The 18158-nt window shown below is 69.1% G+C and carries 14 protein-coding genes; 8 read left to right on the top strand and 6 right to left on the bottom strand.

Features of this window, described 5'->3' with window-relative positions:
• Positions 1–3: 3 nt before the first annotated feature.
• The gene (locus tag ACZ6DL_RS09770) at positions 4–603 is read right to left on the bottom strand and encodes an alpha/beta hydrolase family protein (protein WP_444543624.1); all 600 of its coding nucleotides are present in this window, start codon (positions 601–603) and stop codon (positions 4–6) included.
• A 961-nt stretch (positions 604–1564) separates the two neighbouring features.
• On the opposite strand from ACZ6DL_RS09770, the gene ACZ6DL_RS09765 reads away from it, so the two are divergent.
• The 3 genes from ACZ6DL_RS09765 (at position 1565) to ACZ6DL_RS09755 (ending at position 5464) form a co-directional block, all read left to right on the top strand.
• Positions 1565–3400 (top strand): acyl-CoA dehydrogenase, encoded by a 1836-nt coding sequence (locus ACZ6DL_RS09765; protein ID WP_466050146.1) that lies wholly within the window; start codon positions 1565–1567, stop codon positions 3398–3400.
• A gap of 188 nt (positions 3401–3588) precedes the next feature.
• Positions 3589–4341 (top strand): helix-turn-helix domain-containing protein, encoded by a 753-nt coding sequence (locus tag ACZ6DL_RS09760; RefSeq protein WP_466050145.1) that lies wholly within the window; start codon positions 3589–3591, stop codon positions 4339–4341.
• A gap of 37 nt (positions 4342–4378) precedes the next feature.
• Positions 4379–5464 carry a DUF4185 domain-containing protein gene (locus tag ACZ6DL_RS09755; RefSeq protein WP_466050144.1) on the top strand — a complete coding sequence of 362 codons (1086 nt, stop codon included), beginning with the start codon at positions 4379–4381 and terminating at the stop codon, positions 5462–5464.
• Positions 5465–5535: 71 nt separating this feature from the next.
• On the opposite strand, the gene ACZ6DL_RS09750 is transcribed toward ACZ6DL_RS09755, so the two are convergent.
• On the bottom strand, positions 5536–7206 hold the full coding sequence (locus ACZ6DL_RS09750) for a VanW family protein (RefSeq protein WP_466050143.1): 1671 nt from the start codon (positions 7204–7206) through the stop codon (positions 5536–5538).
• 543 nt (positions 7207–7749) lie between these two features.
• Here ACZ6DL_RS09750 and gnd point away from each other — a divergent pair.
• Positions 7750–8778: a phosphogluconate dehydrogenase (NAD(+)-dependent, decarboxylating) gene (gene gnd / locus ACZ6DL_RS09745; RefSeq protein WP_466050142.1), complete on the top strand. Its 1029-nt coding sequence runs from the start codon at positions 7750–7752 to the stop codon at positions 8776–8778.
• Positions 8779–8848: 70 nt separating this feature from the next.
• Here gnd and ACZ6DL_RS09740 read toward each other — a convergent pair whose 3' ends face one another.
• Positions 8849–10171, bottom strand: a complete 1323-nt coding sequence (locus ACZ6DL_RS09740; RefSeq protein WP_040870928.1) for an acetyl-CoA C-acetyltransferase — start codon at positions 10169–10171, stop codon at positions 8849–8851.
• A gap of 209 nt (positions 10172–10380) precedes the next feature.
• Here ACZ6DL_RS09740 and ACZ6DL_RS09735 point away from each other — a divergent pair, with 209 nt between their 5' ends.
• A complete protein-coding gene (locus ACZ6DL_RS09735; protein ID WP_466050141.1) occupies positions 10381–11739 on the top strand; it encodes a 3-oxoacyl-ACP reductase in 1359 nt (452 codons plus the stop codon).
• Positions 11739–12626 carry a MaoC family dehydratase gene (locus ACZ6DL_RS09730; protein ID WP_466050140.1) on the top strand — a complete coding sequence of 296 codons (888 nt, stop codon included), beginning with the start codon at positions 11739–11741 and terminating at the stop codon, positions 12624–12626. Before ACZ6DL_RS09735 ends, ACZ6DL_RS09730 begins: the two co-directional genes overlap by 1 nt.
• Positions 12627–12725: 99 nt before the next feature.
• On the opposite strand, the gene ACZ6DL_RS09725 is transcribed toward ACZ6DL_RS09730, so the two are convergent.
• The 3 genes from ACZ6DL_RS09725 to ACZ6DL_RS09715 all read right to left on the bottom strand — a co-directional run bounded on the left by ACZ6DL_RS09725 (position 12726) and on the right by ACZ6DL_RS09715 (position 15933).
• Positions 12726–13961: a DUF5685 family protein gene (locus ACZ6DL_RS09725; RefSeq protein ID WP_466050139.1), complete on the bottom strand. Its 1236-nt coding sequence runs from the start codon at positions 13959–13961 to the stop codon at positions 12726–12728.
• 112 nt (positions 13962–14073) lie between these two features.
• The gene (locus ACZ6DL_RS09720) at positions 14074–14673 is read right to left on the bottom strand and encodes a TetR/AcrR family transcriptional regulator (RefSeq protein WP_040870930.1); all 600 of its coding nucleotides are present in this window, start codon (positions 14671–14673) and stop codon (positions 14074–14076) included.
• Positions 14674–14772: 99 nt separating this feature from the next.
• Positions 14773–15933: a glycoside hydrolase family 3 N-terminal domain-containing protein gene (locus ACZ6DL_RS09715; protein WP_466050138.1), complete on the bottom strand. Its 1161-nt coding sequence runs from the start codon at positions 15931–15933 to the stop codon at positions 14773–14775.
• 554 nt (positions 15934–16487) lie between these two features.
• On the opposite strand from ACZ6DL_RS09715, the gene ACZ6DL_RS09710 reads away from it, so the two are divergent.
• Positions 16488–16961, top strand: coding sequence for a universal stress protein (locus tag ACZ6DL_RS09710; RefSeq protein WP_063825382.1), 474 nt, complete (start codon positions 16488–16490; stop codon positions 16959–16961).
• A gap of 69 nt (positions 16962–17030) precedes the next feature.
• Complete coding sequence (locus tag ACZ6DL_RS09705) at positions 17031–18125, top strand: isochorismate synthase (protein ID WP_466050137.1); 1095 nt, start codon at positions 17031–17033, stop codon at positions 18123–18125.
• Positions 18126–18158: the final 33 nt, after the last annotated feature.

Raw genomic sequence — 18158 nt, 5'->3', positions numbered from 1 at the left:
GGTTCAGGACCAGCGCTCCAGCCAGGGGGTCACGGTCTCGGCGATCAGGTCGAAGCCCGCGCGGAAGGCGTGCGGCTGGCCCGGGATGACGCGGACTTCGGCGGCGTCGGCGGGATCGGGTATCCCGAACGGATCGTTGGCGCCGTTGACGACCACCACTTCGATGTCACCCGGCGCGAGCAGCTCGTCCCGGCGCGAGTTCTCCGGTTTGCCCGGCGGATGCAGCGGGAACGACAACGCGAGCACGCCGCGGGCCCGCGCCGCGACCGCCGTTCTACAGGCGACCCGCGCCCCGTTGCTCCGCCCACCTTGGATCAGCGGAATGCGTTTGCGACCACGCAACCGAGCGACGACCTCGAGCCAAGCCTCGTCCTGCTTGACCGCCGACCCCGGCGCACGCCGCCCAGCGACCCGATACGGCTGCACCACCCGCGCGACCCCACCCCCCAGCCGCAGCGCGGCATCCCGCACCGCGAGCAAGTCCTTCGCCTCCACCCCACCGCCCGCGCCATGCGTGAGCAGCAGCAGGAACGCGGGCCTGCGCGGCTGTTCGAGCTCGACCTCGGCCGGCCCGGCACTCGTCTCGATCAGCATCGTGCTCATTCTGCCCCGCCGGTTCCTCGACACCAGGGAGGCTGTGGCGTCACTCCCCGCGCCCGTCCCGACCGCCGGACCGTCCTGCGCACTGTCGTGCCCTCCGGCCGGAACCCGAGAGCCCTCCCGTGTGCCACCAGACACGACCAGACCCGGCACGTGTCCTCCCGCGCACCGAAACCGCACAGTGCATTCGCGACAGCTCGCAGCGACAGCACCATCAGTCGCGGAGGCACCATCAGTGCAGAATTACGAACCACCGGCCGGCTCGGCATCGCCCGCACGCGGAAGGCCCTGCTCAGCGGTGCCAGCGCTCGGCGAGCCATGAGCCCCGGAGACCGGGTACACCAAGTCCGGCCAGCCCGCGTTCACGCTCCGAGTAACCCATTCCAGCTTCGAGCACACCCATGCATGACCCTTTCGCGGCAAGGCCACAACCGAGCGCGGCCCGCCCTCAAACGGACCACAGATCCCGCGGCCGGATCCGGATCCTCGCCCACCTCGCGTGGCCGATGAGATGTCCGCCGCCCGCGGTAACGAGGCGGTGCACCCCCTCGACTCGACCCACCATGTCACGCGCACCGAGTCCCGAGAGCTGATCCGCACGCGCCCGGCGCACCTCAACTCCCGGTTTCGAGCGAAGCGAGACCGAGCATGCGCCGTTCGCGGCCCGGCTCGCGTCCGAGTGGCCGACGCGTAGGCGACGAAGGAGCAAGCGGCGGTCGCTCGGACGCGAGCCATGAAGGGGCCGCGAACACGCCGCGCCGAAGGCGCGGCGATCAAACACTGTAAAACTCGTCACATTGCCTGCTCAGCTCTTTGCGCATTCATTACCGGCCGGTAATATGGCACCTAAGTTACCCGCGAGTAGCATGCGGAAAACCGGCACGACTACCCCGGTGGAGCGAACAACGGGCGGGAACGGCAACCATACCGACCGCACCAACTCAACGGAGAGTGAGTACTGACAATGGGTCACTACAAGAGCAACGTCCGCGACCTGGAGTTCAACCTCTTCGAGGTCCTCGGCCTCGGGTCGATCCTGGACAGCGGCGCCTACGGCGATCTCGACGCGGACACCGTGAAGGAGATGCTGAACGAGGTGCGTCGCCTGGCCGAGGGTCCGCTCGGTGAATCGTTCGCCGACGCCGACCGCAACCCGCCGGTCTTCGATCCCGCGACCCACACCGTCGCACTGCCCGAGTCCTTCAAGAAGAGCTACCGCACCCTGCAGGACGGCGGCTGGGACCGGCTGGGCATCGCCGAGGAGCTGGGCGGCCTGCCGATCCCGCGCGCGGCCTACTGGGCCGTCGCCGAGCTGATCCTGGGCGCGCAGCCCGCCGCCTTCATGTACGCCGCGGGCCCCGGCTTCGCGAACATCTTCTACAACAACGCCACCGAAGAGCAGAAGGGCTGGGCGAAGATCGCCGCCGAGCAGGGCTGGGGCGCCACCATGGTGCTGACCGAGCCCGACGCCGGTTCCGACGTCGGCGCGGGCCGGACCAAGGCGATCAAGCAGGAAGACGGCACCTGGCACATCGAGGGCGTCAAGCGATTCATCACCTCCGCCGACTCCGATGACCTGTTCCCGAACATCATGCACCTGGTGCTGGCCCGCCCCGAGGGCGCCGGACCGGGCACCAAGGGCCTGTCGCTGTTCTTCGTACCGAAGTTCCACTTCGACCACGAGACCGGCGAACTGGGCGAGCGCAACGGTGTCTTCGTCACCAATGTCGAGCACAAGATGGGCCTGAAGGTCTCGGCCACCTGTGAGGTCACCTTCGGCGGCCACGGCATCCCGGCGAAGGGCTGGCTGGTCGGCGAGGTGCACAACGGCATCGCGCAGATGTTCGAGGTCATCGAGCACGCTCGGATGATGGTGGGCACCAAGGCCATCGCGACCTTGTCGACCGGTTACCTGAACGCGCGGGACTACGCCAAGGAGCGGGTCCAGGGCGCCGACCTGACCAAGATGACCGACAAGGCCGCGCCCCGCGTGTCCATCACCCACCACCCGGACGTCCGTCGTTCGCTGGCCACCCAGAAGGCGTACGCCGAGGGCCTGCGCGCGGTGTACCTCTACACCGCCGCCCACCAGAACGCCGATGTGGCCCAGCTGGTCTCCGGCGCCGACGCGGATCTGGCCGCGCGGGTCAACGACCTGCTGCTGCCGATCGTCAAGGGGGTCGGCTCGGAGCGGGCCTACCAGTACCTGACCGAGTCGCTGCAGACCCTCGGCGGTTCCGGCTTCCTGCAGGACTACCCGATCGAGCAGTACATCCGCGACGCGAAGATCGACTCGCTCTACGAAGGCACCACCGCCATCCAGGCGCAGGACTTCTTCTTCCGCAAGATCGCTCGCGACCGTGGCGTCGCACTGGCCCACGTGGCCGGTCAGGTGCAGAAGTTCATCGACGCCGAGGCCGGCAACGGCCGCCTGAAGGGCGAGCGCAAGCTGCTGGCCACCGCGCTGGAGGACGTGCAGGCCATGGCCGCCACGCTCACCGGCCACCTGATGGGCGCCCAGGAGCAGCCGAGCGAGCTGTACAAGGTCGGGCTCGGTTCGGTGCGCTTCCTGCTCTCCGTCGGCGACCTGCTGATCGGCTGGCAGCTGCTGCGCCAGGCCGAGGTCGCCATCGCGGCCCTCGACAACGGCGCGACCGGCGCCGACGAGGCGTTCTACAACGGCAAGATCGCGGTCGCGCAGTTCTTCGCCCGCAACGTCCTGCCGGAACTCACCGCCACCCGCGCGGTGCTGTCGAACCTGGACAACGACATCATGGAGCTGGACGAAGCCGCGTTCTGACGCTTTGCGACACGGCACAACGGCCCGGAGATCATCTCCGGGCCGTTGTCGTCTAGATTTGTCGTTTCGTGACGTTCGATCACCGCTCGACGCCGATCCTCTCCGGTAGATTGCGTGCTCCCGGGAGGCAGCAGGAACCTCCCGCTTCACACGGTTCGACACGAGAATTGTCGGCAGAGGTGCCCGAGGTGACGCGCAACGCAACTGGCATCGGCGCATATCTGCGCGAGCGACGCCTCGCCGCGGGGCTCCCGCCCGCCCATCTCGCCCAGCGCGCGGGCCTTACCGAAGCGGTGCTGGAGCAGGTCGAAACAGGTGCGGTGGCACCGGATCACGCCTTGCTCCAGCAGCTGTTCGACGCGCTCGAGGTGCCGATCTGGTACCGCAAGCACATCGTCGTGCTGACCCTGCCGAGCTTTTTCACGGCCGCCTACGGCCCCGGTCCCGACGCGCCGACTCCGGACGACCTCGCCGACCTGCACAGCCTCCCCGACCCGGCCTGTTACCAGCGGATGCCCACGCAGGATCTGGTGGAGGCCAACTCCGCCTACGAACGCGCCTTCCCGGGGGCGGTCGCCCGGGGAAACGTACTGGAGTGGATGTTCCTCGACGCGGCGGCTCGGCGAGTGATGGTGGAGTGGGCCGTGGAGGCGCACCTGCTCGTCGACGCCTTCCGCATCCTTTCCCCGCTCGCCCCGCGCGAGCGCGTGGAGCAGATCGCCGAACGCTGCCGCCGCTCCCCCGATTGGGACCGCATGTGGACCACCGAAGTGCGCGCCGCGGACATTCCCCGCCGCAGCTTGCAGGTGCGTGACCTCGCCACGCGCCGGATCCGCTCGATGAGCATGCGGGTCTACAGCCCCGAACTCCCGGAACGGCCGTGGTGGCTCTACCGGCTGGTGACGATCGGCCGAACGCGCGGAGCACACGCGTCGATGTAGGCGACAGCATGGCGGCCGGCGGGCAGAATGAGCCAGCATGACCCGATCGCTGTCCACCCTCGCCCGAACCGGCGCCCTCGCCGCGATCCTCGCGCTGGCCGTGGCCGCGCCCGCCGGAGCCGACCCGAACAACGTCATCCCCATCCCGGCGCTCAACGGCATTCACGGCCTGCCCGAGCTGCCCGGACCGACCGAAGCGGTGTTCCAGGTGACCGGCATGGACAGCCCGAATCGCACGCAGAGCGTCAACGTGCTCGGCACCGACCTCGGCATCATGTGGGACGACGGCAACGGCCGGATGATCACCGCCTTCGGCGACAGCGCCGGCATCGGCGTACCCAACCTCCTCGCGGGCAGCATCTGGGCCTGGACCAGCAACGTGCTGTTCCGCAGCTCCACACACGACCCGGCCGCGGGCATCGTCTTCGACGATGTGGTCCCGAACCCGTTGCCCAGCCCCAAGATTCCCGGCATCGAGATCAGCCTCATCCCCACGGCGGGCATCTCGGTGGGCGGAGTGCAGTACATGAGCATGATGTCGGTGCGCGAATGGGGTGATCACGGGAAGTGGCACACCAACTTCTCCACCCTGGCCTCCTCCGGTGACGGCGGCAGCACCTGGACGCAGCTCACCCACACGCGCCGCGCCAACGTCGACGGCCACGAGAACTTCCAGCAGAACGCCTTCCTGAAAGCGGGCGGCTACGTCTACCGCTACGGCACGCCCGCGGGACGAAACAATCCCGGATTCGTCTCCCGCGCGAAGGAATCCGATATCGCGAATATCGATGCCTACGAATACTGGGACGGCAAGGAGTGGAAGCCCACCGACGCCAAGACCGCGGCCCCGATCGTCGGTGGCGTCGCCGAACTGTCGGTGATGTGGAACGAATACCTGGGTCAGTACGTCATGCTGACCACCGACCCGGCCAACAGCGTCGTCCTGCGCACCGCGCCCGCTCCCGAAGGGCCGTGGAGCGAACCCCGCGTCCTCATCGACGCCCGTTCCCTTCCCACCGCCTACGCACCCATGATCTTCCCTTACCAGACCGGCCGCGATCTCTACTTCCTGGTCACCCAGCACACCCAGTACAACGTTCTGCTGATGCGAACGCCGTTGTGAGGAAGCGGGAATCCGTCCTGTTCAACGCGTGAGAGGACGGACTCGCTCATCGTGGGTCAGCGGCTGTTCGCTCACTCGCACTTCACCACCGGGATCGGGTCGTACTTCACCGTGCGGGTCTTGCGGGAGACTTCGCGGCCCGTTTTGCGGTCGGTGATGACGCGGGTGTCGGAGATGGTGAAGCCGGGGGCGCCTTCGGAAGCGATGCAGTCCTTGCCCTTGGGCAAGGTGACGGTGGTGGGTTCGGTCGGTTTGGTCTTCTCACCCGTGATGGATTCGACGTCGACCGTCTTGGTCCCCCACAGGCGGACGGTGATGTCGGAGTCGGTCGCGAACGTCTCGATGTAGATGCCGGTTTGGGTGTTGTTGCGGAATTTCAGGTCGATCGCGCCGTCGAAGACGGTGGCTTCGCGGGCGGCGGGGTAACGGGAGATGTAGTAGCTGTGCTCGGTGTGGCCCGCGTCCTCGAGACCGGCGAAATACGCCGCGTTGTAGAGCGTGGTGGCGAACTGGCTGATGCCGCCGCCGACCGCGGTGCTGGGACGGCCGTGGTCGATGATGCCGGATTCGACGTATCCCTCGGCGGTACCGCGCGGGCCGGTGAAATCGTTGAGCGAGAACGTGTCTCCCGGCTTCACGATCGCGCCGTCGACCTTCCTGGCCACGGTGCGGATATTGACCCCGGAGGGACCGCTGAACCCGCTGGTGGTGAACGATCCGACGGTCTCGATCACGCCGAGGCCCTGGGCGGCCTCGGTGGTCAGTTTCGGTTCGATCCGCTCGTAGACCACCTGCGCGGTCCGCTCGCCCGGTGCGGTCAGCAGCGCGGTGAACTGTTCGAAGGTCTTCGGCCAGTTGATCTTGTCTCCGACCACGGCGGGTACGACCGACGGCTTGCCGCCCGACACCGCGAACGTCGCGTCCTTCGGCTCGACTTCGGTGGTGGCCAGCTGCGGCGCGAGCAGACCGATCGCGGCGTCCTGATTCACCGAGACGGCGAGACCGCCCTGCCCGTCCGGACCGAAGGCAAGGACGGACGCGATCTGCTGGGGATCGAGCCGCGCCGCACCACCTTTGCCCGCGAACACGATGGGCGTCCGTACAGCGGGCTGAGCGATCTCGCGCAGGGCTTTGTCCACCGCTTCCGGACGCACCTGCAACGGCGCGGGGACAACGGGCAGGTCCACCGTAGTCCCGGTGATCCACCGGTCGGCCAATTCCGTACGCGCGGCGGCGATGTCGAGGACCCGCCCCGGGACAGGAGGCACCGCGACGGGTACGGCCTTGTCGAAGGTGATGGTGCCGTCGACCGAGGCCCGGTCGTGCACCCGCAACTCGGTGAGCTGACGATCCAGCGCCGGTTCGTCGATCGCGCTGACGATCGACACCTCACGCGTGGTGAAGACGGATGCGAGCCGGGTGAACGGGTTGAGCGGCTGCGAGCCGATCCGCGACCAGGTGGCGTCCCAGTCCACGGCCAGTCCGGCGGCGCTCGGCACGATGCGGGTCTGCACGTCGCCGATGCGCAGCGGCAGCTCCCTGGCCGCCCTCGGGTCGAGTTCGGCGCGCAGGCGGGCGTCGGCGGCGGAGGTGTCCATGCCGCCCACGTCGACACCCGCGACGACGGTGCCGCGCGGTACCTCGCCCGAGGAAAGCATCAGGTCGACCACGTAGCCGAGCCCCGCGACCGCCAATACGGCGCCGACCGCGATACCCACCCGGCGCACGAGCGCGCTGTCCAAGCGCTTCGGCGGCGGGGTGGAGATGGGACGACGCGCGGACGCACGGCGGGGTGCCGGGGGCGCGGGACGGCGCGGGGTAGTTTGCAGGGGCTGCGTGGGCTGCGCGTCGCCGCTCCATGCGACCGACCGGTCCGATTCCGGAGGCCGTTCCGCCCCGAGGAGCTGGCGCCATCCGACTTCGCCACCAGGATGTGGGCCGCGTCCTCCGGTGCTCGGCTGGCTCGTCACGAACCGTCCTCCCCGTTCGATTGAATTGTGGACCCGCACCGATGCGAGTCCCCATCACGATAGTGGTCCTGCCGACAGCGATCAGCACAGCACGGACATAGCGCACATCCCGCGCAAAGAACCGGGTACACCACACGAAGAGGCACCGCGCAGTTGCCGGGTCGGGGGTCTGGCAACTGCGCGGAGCCGACCTGTTTATCGGACCGTCGCGGGCGGCGTTACACCCGCGAGCCCGACCGTGATCGATCCCACGCGGGAGAATCGAACAGGACGATCCCGCCGCAACACTTCGCATACGCAAGGGAGATGGATGGCATGCAGCTGGGAATGATCGGCCTCGGCCGGATGGGCGCGAACATCGTGCGCCGCGTCGTCGAGGACGGGCACACCGCGGTCGGATACGAACGGCGCTCCGCCCACATCGACGAACTGCGCGCTGAGCTCGGTGACGGCTTCCGGGGCAGCACCGATCTCACCGAGTTCGTGGGCATGCTGGAGACCCCGCGCGTGGTCTGGGTGATGATCCCGGCCGGCGCGACCGGGGCGGTGATCGGGCAGGTCGCCGAACTGCTCGAGCCGGGTGACATCGTCATCGACGGCGGCAACAGCCGCTACCACGAGGACCTCGAGCGCGCCGCGAAGCTGCGTCCCAAGGGCATCCACTACGTGGACATCGGCACCTCGGGCGGGGTGTTCGGCCGCACCCGCGGCTTCTGCCTGATGATCGGCGGCGAGTCCGAGCCGGTGAAGCACCTGGACCCGCTGCTGAAATCCATCGCGCCGGGCATCGGGGCGGCGGAGCGGACGCCGGGACGCACCGGCGAACCGTCCACGGCCGAACTCGGTTACCTGCACTGCGGGCCGGTGGGGGCGGGTCACTTCGTGAAGATGGTGCACAACGGCATCGAGTACGGCGCGATGGCCGCCTACGCCGAAGGATTGAACGTGCTGCGGCGAGCCAACTACGGGGCCGAGCACACGGGCGAGTTCTCCGCGGAGGAGACGCCGCTGGAGCACCCCGAGTACTACCAGTACGACCTCGACGTACCGGAGATCACCGAGGTGTGGCGGCGCGGGTCGGTGGTCGCGTCCTGGTTGCTCGATCTCACCGCCGCCGCACTGCACGCGGACCCGAACCTGGACTCCTACAGCGGCCGGGTGTCCGATTCCGGCGAGGGCCGCTGGACGATCGATGCCGCCATCGACACCGGCGTACCCGTGCCCGTGCTGTCGTCCGCCCTGTTCGCGCGATTCTCCTCGCGGGGCGAAGCGCTGTACGCGGACAAGGTGCTCTCGGCGATGCGCAAAGCCTTCGGCGGGCATCTCGAACTGCCCGGCGAGTAGGCGAAACGCGAAGGTGGTCCGGCCGGAAATCCGATCGGACCACCTTCGTGGTGTGCGACTATGCCCGCCGTCAGCGCTCCAGGATGGCGACCACGCCCTGGCCGCCCGCGGCGCAGATGGAGATCAGCGCGCGGCCGGAGCCCTTCTCGGCCAGCATTTTCGCGGTGGAGGCGACGATACGGCCGCCGGTCGCGGCGAAGGGGTGGCCCGCGGCCAGCGAGGAGCCGTTGACGTTGAGCTTGCTGCGATCGATCGACCCGAGCGCGCCGTCGAGGCCGAGGCGCTCCTTGCAGTAGGCGTCGGACTCCCACGCGGCCAGGGTGGCCAGCACCACCGAGGCGAACGCCTCGTGGATCTCGTAGTAGTCGAAGTCCTGCAGGGTCAGGCCGTTACGCGCGAGCAGGCGCGGCACCGCGTAGGTCGGCGCCATCAGCAGGCCGTCGGGGCCGTGGATGTAGTCGACCGCGGCGACCTCGCTGTCGACCAGGTGAGCCAGCACGGGCAGCTTGTGCTCGGCGGCCCACTCCTCGCTGGACAGCAGCACCGCGGAGGCGCCGTCGGTCAGCGGGGTGGAGTTGCCCGCGGTCATGGTCGCGTCGCCCGCCTTGACCCCGAAGACCGGCTTCAGCGTCGCCAGCTTCTCGATCGAGGAGTTCGGGCGCAGGTTGTCGTCCCGGGTGAGGCCGAGGAACGGCGTGATCAGATCGTCGAAGAAACCGCGGTCGTAGGCGGCCGCCATGTTCTTGTGCGACAGGTATGCCAGCTCGTCCTGCGCCTCGCGCGGGACACCGAACTCCTTGGCGGTGATGGCGGCGTGCTCACCCATGGACAAGCCGGTGCGCGGCTCGGCGTTGCGCGGGATCTCGATGCCGAGCATGCTCGGGCGCAGCTGGCCGACCAGCTTGAGGCGGTCTTTGCCGGTCTTGGCGCGGTTGGCGTCGAGCATCCACTCGCGCATGCCCTCGCTCACCCCGATCGGAGCGTCGGAGGTGGTGTCGGTGCCGCCGCCGACACCGGCTTCGATCCGTCCCGCGGCGATCGCGTCACCGACGGTGACGATCGCCTGCAGTCCGGTGCCGCAGGCCAGTTGCAGGTCGTGCGCCGGGGTGTACGGGCTCAGCTTGCTGCCGAGCACGCTCTCCCGGATCAGGCCGTGCTCGCCGACCCGCTTCAGCACGGCGCCGCCGACGACCATGCCGAGCCGCTCGCCCTGCAGGCCGAAACGGCTGACCAGCCCGTCCAGCGCGGCGGTGAACATGTCCTGGTTGGAGGCGCGGGCGTACGCCTTGTCGGAGCGAGCGAACGGAATCCGGTTGCCACCCACGATCGCGACCGGACGGGTGGTCTTACCGGTCTTGGCGGTGCTCTTCGCCGAACGGGCTTTGCTTGTCACTCGAGTCTCCAAGGTCTCGTGGATGGATGTCCCGGCGGCCCGGTCGAGCGCGGACATTCCGCACTGCTCGGCGCCCCGTCGCGGTTGTTTACATTAAACTTACTCTGGAGTAAGTTTAATGTCGATACGTACCCCCGCAAAAGTGCGCCAGCCGACCATGCCGGGGCGACCCCAGACCCGAGAGACAGAACTCAGAAAAGGTAGGAATAGTGGCAGCCAGCAAGAGCAAGGGTGCTCCCAACCTCTATGGATCGTTCGTACACTCCGCACCTGGCGCGTTCCTGGCCAGCAAGCTCGGCCTTCCGAAGCCGGAGACACTGCGCCGCTACGTCAAGGGTGAGCCGCCGCTGTCGGGCCCGGTGCTGATCGGCGGTAAGGGCCGGGTCGCCGAACCGGTGCGCGCCCTGCTGTCGGACTACGACTTCGCCGACGCGCCGAGCCAGGGCACCAAGTACGGCGCCCTGGTGTTCGACGCCACCGGCATCGGCTCCATCGAGGACCTCTCCCAGCTGTTCGAGTTCTTCCAGCCCGCCCTGCGCAGCCTCACCGCGTCCGGGCGCATCGTGGTCATCGGCACCACGCCCGAACTGGCGGGCGGCGTGGACGAGCAGATCGCGCAGCGCGCGCTGGAGGGCTTCACCCGCTCGGTGGCCAAGGAATTGCTGCGCGGCTCGACCGCTCAGCTGGTCTACCTGCACCCCGAGGCGTCCGCCGCGGCGACCGGCCTGGAATCGACCCTGCGCTTCCTGCTCTCGGCGAAGTCCGCGTTCGTCGACGGCCAGGTCATCCGGGTCGGCAAGGACGACGCGAGCGCACCCGCCGATTGGGGCCGTCCGCTGGCGGGCAAGGTCGCCGTGGTGACCGGTGCGGCGCGCGGCATCGGCGCGACCATCGCCGAGGTGTTCGCCCGCGATGGGGCCCAGGTGATCGTGGCCGACATCCCGGCCGCGGGCGAGGCGCTGTCGCAGACCGCGAACAAGGTGGGCGGCACCGCGCTCGCGCTCGACGTGACCGCGCCCGACGCGGCGGAGAAGCTGGCCGAATTCGCCACCGAGCGGTTCGGCGGCATCGACATCATCGTGCACAACGCGGGCATCACCAGGGACAAGCTGCTGGCGAACATGGACGAGGGCCGCTGGAACTCGGTCATCAACGTGAATCTCGCCGCGCCGCACCGGATCACCGAGGGCCTGGTGGCCAGGGGCGCGCTGAAGGAGGGCGGCCGCGTGATCGACGTGTCCTCGATCGCGGGCATCGCGGGCAACCGCGGCCAGACCAACTACGGCGCCTCCAAGGCGGGTGTCATCGGCATGGTGAACGCCGAGGCGCCGAAGCTGGCGGAGAAGAACATCACCATCAACGCCGTCGCGCCCGGTTTCATCGAGACCGCGATGACCGCCGCCATCCCGTTGGCCACCCGGGAAGCGGGACGACTGATGAGTTCGCTGCTGCAGGGCGGCCAGACCGTCGACGTCGCCGAGACCATCGCCTACTTCGCGAGCCCGGCGTCGAACGCGGTGACCGGCAACATCGTCCGGGTCTGCGGGCAGAGCCTGATCGGAGCATGATGACCCAGGCTCCGGCAGGCAAGGAGAAGACCCAGGTGATCACCCTCACCGAACCGCCGAAGAACAGCCGCCTGTTCGTCAAGGCGGCGTTCGGTGCGGTGCCGCTGCTGTCGGCGCGCAAGCCGGCGCTGCCGGACCGGGCGGTTCAGCTCGACGGGCTGCGGGTGGACCCCGATCACCTGGCCGCCTACTGCCGCGCGACCGGTTTGCGGTTCGGCGACGCGCTGCCGCTGACCTATCCGTTCATCCTCACCTTCCCGCTGGCCATGCAGCTGGTGGTGGCGCGGGACTTCCCGTTCGTCGCGGTGGGCGCGGTGCACGCGCAGAACGTCATCGAGCGGACCCGGGACATCTCGGTGAGCGAGCCGCTGGACATCCGCACACACATCGAGAACCTGCGCGAGCACCCGAAGGGCCTGCTCGTGGACGCGATCAGCGATGTGAAGGTGGGTCGCGAGCTGGTGTGGCACCAGGTCACCACGTTCCTGCACCAGCAGCGCACCTCGTTGTCGGGCGGGCCGAAGCAGGAGCCCAAGCCGGACGAGGTTCCGCCGCCTCCGCTGCGCACGCTGCGGGTGGATCAGAAGACGATCACCCGGTACGCGGCCGCGTCCGGAGACCACAACCCGATCCACACCTCGGCGTTGGGCGCGAAGGCGTTCGGCTTCCCCCGGTCGATCGCTCATGGCATGTGGTCGGCGGCGACCGTGCTCGGCGCGGTCGAGGGCCGCATTCCGGAGCAGACCACGTACTCGGTCAAGTTCGGTAAGCCGATTCTGCTGCCCTCCACCGTCAACCTGTATGCCGATCAGGCCGAAGGCGGTTGGGACCTGGCGCTGCGCCATCCGAAGAAGGGTTACCCGCATCTGACGGCGACCCTGCGCTGAACAACCGGAGCCGCATTCCGATTCGCGTGAATCGGGATGCGGCTTCGCGCTTTCCGGTGACATCGGCCGGCCTGCTGCCGCGCGTCCGTCGGGCACCGATCAGCAGTCGCATCCGCAGTCGCAGCAGTTGCAATCGCCGCAATCGCAGCAGCCGCAGTCACACTCGCCGCAATCGCCGCAATCGCAGTTCTTGATCCACGCGTCCTTGCGTTCACCGGTGCACGGTTGCGTGTGGTCGGCGCAGCACGCGTAGCCGGTGCAGTAGCCGCCCAGGACGAGCGTGAGGGATTCGCCGATACCCGGGCGACGAGTCGGCGGACGGTGGCCGGTTCTGCGGGCGTGGGCGCGGACCTCGGCGTCGGGCGAGACCGAGCACGTGTGGGCGGCGAGTGCGCCGAGCCCGCCGCCGAGCCGGCGCAGCACCGCGGTCAGCGGGTCGAGCAGCATCCAGCGGACGGTGGGCACCCGGCTGAGCTCGGCCGCCGCCACGGCGGCGCGCAGACTCGAATTCGATTGCCGGAGCAGTTCGTAAGCCTCGGGCACGGTGGTGCCGGTGGCCGCGAGGGGGTTGAAGCGGTCATGGGTGGCGTCGTCGTCGTAGTCGGCGACGGCGTCGGCCAGATGCGCGATCCGCCCGAACTGCCAGCCCGCCTCGCGCAACGCGTCGATATTGTCCGAGCGATCGGCCAGCACGGCGGTATGCGCGAAGAACGCCGACGCGCACAGCTGGGTCGGCGCGGTCAAGCGATCCAGCGGATCGGCCGACGGCGCCATCGCCGAGCGCCAGTGTGGCGAAGCGGCAAGCGATTCCGGCACCGATCCCGCGCCCGAACCACCTGCGGTGACCAGCTCTTTCGCTTCCTGCTCCAAGCGCACCTGAGCGGCGAGCGCGGCGACGAGCGGCTCGACGTCCAGGCCGATCCGCGCCGCACTCGCGCGCGCCTCCCGGTTCCATCGCGTCGCGGCTTTCGCCAGCGGCCCGCGGGCGATCGCGGAGACGTCACCGTCGTCCACGTGATCGCGAATCTTGGCCGATGCCAGCAGCAGTGACGCGGTGGTGGCGAGCTGGACGCCGGGCGAGTCGGCGGTGACCACCGACGCCCGGCGCATCCCGCGCAGCGGACACGGCGCCGCGGTGGTGCGTGCCGCGGAACCGGACTGCGCCTCGGTGAGCATGCTCAGCACCAGCGCGTCTTTGTTGGTGGTGGCGCGAGCGAGCTGACCGTGCCCGTCCCGCAGCCCGAGACACAAACCGCACAGATGCGCCTGCCACTCGGCCGCATCGATTCCATACTTCTGAGCGCCGTGCGCACACGGCCTGAGCAACCCGAACACTTCCGCCCCGTTTCTCCCCGGCTCGATCGCGTGAGCCGGCCCGCTGTTTTGCGAACTCACGCACTGTGGCAGGAGGGCGGCGCCGAAGCAACCGAAACGGGCAAAAGGCGGGCTACTCGGTTTTCTTCCGGCCGGCCAGACCGCGCCAGGCCAGATCGTCGAGTAGGTCGACGGCCTCGGCGACCTCGATCCGGCCGCTGGCCAACCGGTCGGCGATGGCCTCGCCCGCGCCGATCACGGCGACCGCGACGACGTCGAAGTTCGTCCCGGGCTCGGCGTGCTTGGCGCTGGATTCCAGCAGTTTGGCGGTCAGCTCGATGACGCGTTCGCGCGCGTTCTCGATCTCCGAGGCGAACGCCTGCTGGCCGATGGCCTGCCGGTAGAGCACCTGCCAGGAGCGCCGGTTGCGGTCGACGAAGCCGAGGAAGCCCTCCAGCGCGGTGCGCACCTGCTCGTGCGGGGTGAGCAGCGGGTTGCCCGCGGGCGCGACGGATTCGATGAAGCGCAACCCTTCTCGCTGGATGCAGGCACGGAACAGTTCGTCCTTGGAGCCGTAGTACAGATACAGCATCGGTTTGGAGATCTTCGCCTCGGCGGCGATCGCGTCCATCGACGTGTCGTGGAAGCCTTTACGCGAGAAGACCTCCACGGCGGCGTCGAGCATCTGCTGCTCGCGTACCGCCCGCGGAAGCCGCTTCGTACCGCCCGCCATCCACACTCCTACCACAGGTGAATCTCATATATTACTCCAAGGTAAGTTCCGGCGGTCCGATTTGCTCACCGGTCGCCCGACTCGGCCGTGCGGCGCGCCTCAGCAGCGCGGCAACGCACCCTTGAACGCGGCCACACGCAACACCGACGCGTCCACCTGCGCCATCGGCAGCCGTCCGCTCGACACCGCCTGCTCCAGCCGGTCGAGCACCTGCGGCACGGCGTCGGTGGTGATCCACAGGGCGCTGTCCGCACCGGCGACCAGCGCGGCTTCCACGGCGTCTTCGATCGACATCCGGCTGGTGATCGCCGCCATGCCGCCGAGGTCGTCGGTGAAGATCGGGCCCTGGAACGGCGCGGCGCCGTAGCCGCTGCCGTCGCGCAGCAACCGCATCGCCTCCGGGCTGATACTGGCCGGGACATCCGGTGTGGTCAGACCGGGCACGTCCAGGTGACCGACCATCACGGCCGCGCCCGAGCCGATCAGGTTGCGGAACGGCATCAGGTCCACCTGCTGCATCTGGTCCAGCGGCGGGGTGCGCACCGCGCCGGTGTGCGAGTCGCCGGATCCGGAGCCGTGGCCGGGGAAGTGCTTCATCACGGTGCCGACGCCGACCTCGCGCATCGCGCGGATGTAGGCGTCAGCGTAGCGGGTGACGACGTTCGGGTCGTCGGAGAAGGAGCGGTCGCCGATGACCGAGTCGTCCGGCTGGGAACTGACGTCGACGTCGGGGGCGAAGTCCACCGTCACGCCGAGATCCTTCAGCGCACGGCCTCTGGTCACCGTCGCGTCGTAGAACTGCTCGGGGGTCATGGTCTGCGCCGTTTCCCGCGCCGACGGAGCCGCGCCGATCAGGTCGCGCACCCGCGAGACTCGGCCGCCTTCCTCGTCGATGGTCACCATCAGGGGCACCTTGGCGGCCTGCTTCACCTGGGCGATCCGGCCGGAGGAGAGCAGCGCCTGGTCGGTCCATCCGCCCACGAAGATGCCGCCGACCTGCTCGTCGCGCACCACGGTCGTGGCGTCGTCGGCGCCGGTGACGCCGACCGTCAGCAACTGCGCGAGTTTCGCGCGGGTGGTGAACTGTGCGAGATACCCGGCGTTGCAGTCCGGCGGCGCCGCGCTGGTGACGGGAATCGCCGCGGTGGTCGCTTCGGGCGTGGTGGTGCTCGATGACGCCGACTCGGTGGAGCCGCCGTTCGAGCAAGCGGTCGCGACGGCGGCGAGAACGGTGAGGACGAGCAGAGGCGTCTTCCGCATAGAGGTCAACCGTACTCGTGGTGACGTGCGCGACCGCAGTCGCTACGTCCCTACCGGACGGGTAACTCACGCACCGGTACCGAATCGTTGTCACGCACTCGGCCATACCGGACCGATGGATCACCACCTTGTCCGCATCGTGATTTCGGCGGTCGGCGCCCGCCACACCCGCCGTCGCATGCGAGCCAGCCGCCCGGGACACTTCGCGTGGATCACGGTCGCTTGTCGTACCCGCCGACGCGGCGCGCTCGCCCGGTGGTCTCCAGCGGCACAACCGAGTCCGACGCGGCGGCCCAGTCTCGCCCGGCCGATGGTTTCCAGCGCGCAGTCGAGTCGGACACAGCGGACCGCGGCCCGACGGCCGGTAATCCCAGCGGCGCGATCGGGTCGGACGCAGCGGCTCGCCCCGCGGCGCCGACCCGGCACGGCCATCCGCGCGATGGGCAACTCGGGTCGACGTTTACGCAGGTCACACCGCTTGACAAGCCGGTTCGCCCGGGCCTGCGCGGGGTAATCTCGGAGGTGTCGCCGTATGTCTCCCTCAGGAGGTCATCGTGCCCTGCGATCTGATGCTCATCGCCTACGACGGCTCCGAGAACGCCAAGCGGGCCGTCGAATACGCCGGGCGATTCCTCAGCGCGAACCGCGCCGTCGTGCTGACCGCCTGGGAGCCCATGGTGCGTCAAGCCGCTCGCCTGTCCGGGCTGTCGGGTGTCATGCAACCGGAATGGGTGCCGGACGACGAGATCGAGGACATCGCCTACGTCGACGCGCGCGCCACCAATGCCGAGGGTGTGCGGCTGGCCGAAATGGCGGGCCTGAACGCCGAGGCGCGCACCGCGGAATGCACCACCACCATCTGGAACGCCATCGTCGATTGCGCCGACGAACTGGACGTCGACATCATCGTCGCGGGCACCCGTGGCGCCACCGGGATCCGCGCGCTGCTGCACAGCAGCGTCGCCGACGCCGTCCTCAGGCATTGCCACCGCCCGGTCCTGCTCGTCCCGCCCGGCAAGAATTCCTGACCCCCGCCCGGCGTGAGATCTGGATCGCTCCACCGCGATGGGGCGCGGCGACGGGGCTACGTTGGGGTCATGGATGGGTTCCTGCTTGCTCGGGCCGACGGGGTTGTTCGGGGTCATGGGAGCCGGGTCTTCTTCGACGACGCGCAACGAGCGCGGATCGCGCTGCGGGACGGCCGGGCGCCGCTGGTGGTCGGTGCGCTGCCCTTCGATCCACGCAAGCCCGCGGCGCTGAGCGTGCCGGAGCGCGCCGTGCACACCGCGGGTCCATGGCGGCCCGCCGCACTGCCCGACCTGCCCGCGGTACGCGTGGTGACCGAGATACCGAGCCGGGCGGAGCATGTGGCCCGGGTGACCAAATTGGTCGAGCAGCTCAACGATCCCGCGCAACCGTTGCGCAAGGTGGTCGCGGCGCGTTCGGTGCTGGCCGAGGCACAGTCCGCGCTCGACCCGGAGGTCGTCGCGGGGCACCTGCTGACCAGGCACCCGCACGCGAACGTCTTCGCGGTCGATCTCACTCCCGCCGGACGCCCCGGCGCCACGCTGGTGGGCGCGACGCCCGAAGTGCTGATCGCCCGGCAAGGCGACCTGGTGACCTTGCGCCCGCTGGCCGGCACCGCGCCACGGCTGCTCAATCAAGGCGCCGATGCCGCGCAGGCCCGAGAACTGCTGGCCAGCGCCAAGAATCGCGACGAGCACGCGTTCGTGATCGACTGGATCAGGGAGCGGCTCGGCCCGCTCTGCGCCGACCTGTCGATTCCGGAGAGCCCGGAACTGGTCAGCACCCCCGAGGTGTGGCATCTGGCGACGCCGATCACCGGGCGCCTGCGCGACACCACGATCACCGCGCTGGACCTGGCGTTGCTGCTGCACCCCACGCCCGCGGTCTGCGGCACTCCCACCGATCTGGCACTGGACACCATCACACACATCGAGGACGACCGCGGTTTCTACGGAGGCGCCGTCGGCTGGTGCGCCGCGAACGGCGACGGCGCCTGGGTGGTCGCCATTCGCTGCGCGGAACTCTCGGCCGACGGTCGTACCGTGCGGGCGTACGCGGGCGGCGGCATCGTCGCGGCCTCCGACCCGCAGGCGGAACTCGACGAGACCACCGCCAAACTGCGCACCCTGCTCGGCGCGCTGCACTGCGCTCTCCCCAGCCACTGACGCACCCGCTTCGGAGTGGTCCGGCGCGCGGTC

The organism is Nocardia sp. NPDC041819, from assembly GCF_055590505.1.
This window is presented reverse-complemented; position numbering and strand designations above follow the sequence as displayed.